Annotated in this window: 1 protein-coding gene; it reads left to right on the plus strand. The window is 72.7% G+C overall.

Translation table 11 applies throughout. From position 1 onward, the window contains the following. Positions 1-244: 244 nt before the first annotated feature. The gene (locus tag AB0K92_RS33520) at positions 245-2,296 is read left to right on the plus strand and encodes a phosphocholine-specific phospholipase C (protein ID WP_365929047.1); all 2,052 of its coding nucleotides are present in this window, start codon (positions 245-247) and stop codon (positions 2,294-2,296) included. The last annotated feature ends 235 nt before the right edge of the window (positions 2,297-2,531 follow it).

Consider the following 2,531-nt stretch of genomic DNA (forward strand, 5'->3'; position numbering starts at 1 on the left):
CGCCGCCCGTCGCACGGTCGACGGGGTGCGTGCGCGCCGCCGCCCGTCGCACCGCAGGCGGGTGCGCGTGCCGCCGCCCGTCCTGCGGCCCGGCCGGAAACACACCCCACGTACCCACGACTTTCACACGGGCGCCACCACAGCCTTCCCTGACGTTCGGTGCTCTTGGAACACTCCTTCCGCGCGCATTCCGTCATGTCCATCCGGCCGGTCGCACCACGCCAGGACGAGAGGTCCCCCACCCATGCCCGAAGTCAACCGGCGCAGATTCCTTCGGACAGCCGGTGCAACCACCGCGTTCAGCGCGCTCGCCGGCAGCATCGAGCGGGCCGCCGCGCTCCCGGCCGACCGCCGCTCGGGGACGATCGAGGACGTCGAGCACATCGTCGTGCTGATGCAGGAGAATCGTTCCTTCGACCACTACTTCGGGAAACTGCGCGGCGTGCGCGGCTTCGGCGACCCCCGCCCGGTCACCCTGCCCAGCGGCAAGCCGGTCTGGCACCAGCAGGACGGCGGCAGGGAGATCCTGCCGTTCCACCCGGACGCCGACGATCTCGGCATGCAGTTCCTGGAAGGCCTGCCGCACGGCTGGACCGACGGCCAGCAGGCCTACAACGGCGGCAGGTACGACCGGTGGATCCCCGCCAAGGGCACCACCACCATGGCGTACCTGACCCGCGAGGACATCCCGTTCCACTACGCGCTCGCCGACGCCTTCACCGTCTGCGACGCCTACCACTGCTCCTTCATCGGCTCCACCGACCCCAACCGCTACTACATGTGGAGCGGACACACGGGCAACGACGGCACCGGCGGCGGCCCCGTCCTCGGCAACGACGAGCTGGGCTACGGCTGGACGACCTACCCCGAGCGCCTGGAGAAGGCCGGCATCTCCTGGAAGGTCTACCAGGACATCGGCGACGGCCTGGACGCGGCCGGCCACTGGGGCTGGATCGAGGACGCCTACCGCGGCAACTACGGCGACAACTCCCTCCTGTACTTCAACAGTTACCGCGACGCCCGGCCCGGCGACCCCCTCTACGACAAGGCCCGCACCGGCACCGACGTGAAGAACGGCGACGGTTACTTCGACCGGCTGCGCGCCGACGTCCGGGCCGGCACCCTGCCGCAGGTCTCCTGGATCGCCGCCCCGGAGGCCTTCTCCGAGCACTCCAACTGGCCCTCCAACTACGGCGCCTGGTACATCGCCCAGGTGCTGGACGCGCTGACCTCCAACCCGGCGGTCTGGGCGAAGACGGCCCTGTTCATCACGTACGACGAGAACGACGGCTTCTTCGACCACGTGGTGCCGCCGCTGCCGCCGAAGTCCGCCGCACAGGGCAAGTCGACGGCCGACGTCTCCCTCGACCTCTACCCGGGCGACAGCAGGCGCCCGGCCGGCCCCTACGGCCTGGGGCCGCGCGTGCCCATGCTGGTGGTCTCGCCGTGGAGCAAGGGCGGCTGGGTGTGCTCCGAGACCCTCGACCACACCTCGATCATCCGGTTCATGGAGCGCCGCTTCGGCGTCCACGAGCCGAACATCTCGCCCTGGCGCCGGGCCGTCTGCGGCGACCTCACCGCCGCGTTCGACTTCTCCCGCAAGGACAGCGCGCCCGCCGCGCTGCCCGGCACCGACGGCTACGAGCCGCCGGACCGCGAGCGCCACCCCGACTACCGGCCGACGCCGCCCGCGCACCCCGGCATGCCCCGCCAGGAGCGCGGTCTGCGCCCGGCCCGCCCGCTGAGGTACGCGCCGCTGGTGGACGGCTCGGTGGACGCGGCGGCCGGGAAGTTCACCCTCACCTTCGCCTCGGGGGCGAAGGCGGGGGCCGCCTTCCTCGTCACCTCCGGCAACCGCACCGACGGGCCGTGGTTCTACACCACCGAGGCCGGCAAGACCCTTTCGGACACCTGGAACTCGGCGTACTCCAAGGGCGCGTACGACCTGACCGTGCACGGCCCCAACGGCTTCCTGCGCGCCTTCAAGGGGCGGAACAAGGCGGCCGGTCCCGAGGTGACCGCGCGGCACACCGGCGACGACGTCGAGCTGACCTTCACCCACACGGGGTCCGGCACGGTCCGGCTGAAGCTGGCCGACGGCTACGCGGGCACCGCGCGCAGCATTCGGGTGCGGCCCGGCGAGGTCGTCCGGCACACCGTCGACCTGACCGCGAGCCGCCGCTGGTACGACCTCACGGTCACCTCCGACACCGACCCGGCGTACCTGCGGCGCTTCGCCGGGCACGTCGAGAACGGGCGGCCCGGCGTGAGCGACCCGGCGATCGTCACCGAGTAGCCGCAGCCGCAGCCGCAGCCGCAGCCGCAGCCGTAGCCGTAGCCGCAGCCGTAGCCGTAGCCGCTCACAGCGGGGTCAGGTGCCCCGGACCCGGCTGCGGCTGGGGCTGGCGGGGTACCAGCGGCTCGGTCAGCGGTACGGCGGGCGCGGCGGGCGCGGTCGCGACGGTCGGCCGGCCGCGCACCACCGCGACCGCCCGCCCCCCCGCCCAGCCCCACACCCGGTCACCGGCGGC

This window comes from Streptomyces sp. NPDC052687 (assembly GCF_040678395.1).
In the GTDB taxonomy this organism is placed as follows: domain Bacteria; phylum Actinomycetota; class Actinomycetes; order Streptomycetales; family Streptomycetaceae; genus Streptomyces.